Below are 703 nucleotides of genomic sequence, written 5' to 3'. Positions count from 1 at the left end.
GGACTTCGGCCCGATAAATCACAAGAAGGTCGCACGCATCATGAAATCCATGGGGCTAAAAGGCTTTACCAAACGGCGTCGATGCATCACCACTAGGCGCAAGCCTGGTCACCGAGTCATGCCAGATTTAGTAGGCCGCAAATTCACCGCTGACAGGCCAAACCACGTCTATGTAGGCGACATCACCTACCTGCCCTGCAAGGGCGGCAAGAACATGTACCTTGCCACAGTCATTGACGCCTACTCGCGCAAACTCGTCGGCCATGCACTCGCTGACCACATGCGGGTATCTCTGGTTATCGAAGCTTTGTCTCATACCAGCAAAGTCCGCGGAAACCTTACTGGGGCAATTTTCCATTCTGATCATGGCAGTGTGTACACCTCACAGGCTTTTGGGGACCACTGCGCCCAACTTGGTGTGCGCCAATCCATGGGAGCGGTGGGAACGAGTGCCGATAATGCCCTGGCAGAATCGTTTAACGCCACCTTAAAACGTGAAGTCTTGCGTGATCGGAAAGTCTTTGACAATCCCATTACCTGCCGCCAAGAAGTCTTTCGATGGTGCATGCGCTACAACACCCGCAGACGGCACTCCTGGTGCAACCTTCTAGCCCCCGATACCTTCGAAGCACTCACATCAGCTACACTGACCCAAGCAGCATAGCTAACCCCCGACGTGTCTACTTTCCGGGGGTCAGGCCCG

General features: G+C 54.6%; 1 protein-coding gene. It reads left to right on the top strand.

The genetic code is table 11. From position 1 onward, the window contains the following. Positions 1-664: IS3 family transposase (locus QP909_RS11730; protein ID WP_284767326.1), on the top strand; the 664-nt coding region annotated here is incomplete at its 5' end. Between the last annotated feature and the right edge of the window lie 39 nt (positions 665-703).

The sequence above is a fragment of the Corynebacterium sp. MSK195 genome (genome assembly GCF_030228885.1).
Taxonomy (GTDB): domain Bacteria; phylum Actinomycetota; class Actinomycetes; order Mycobacteriales; family Mycobacteriaceae; genus Corynebacterium.
Note: the sequence above shows the minus strand (reverse complement) of the source record. Positions and strands in the feature narration are given on the sequence as shown.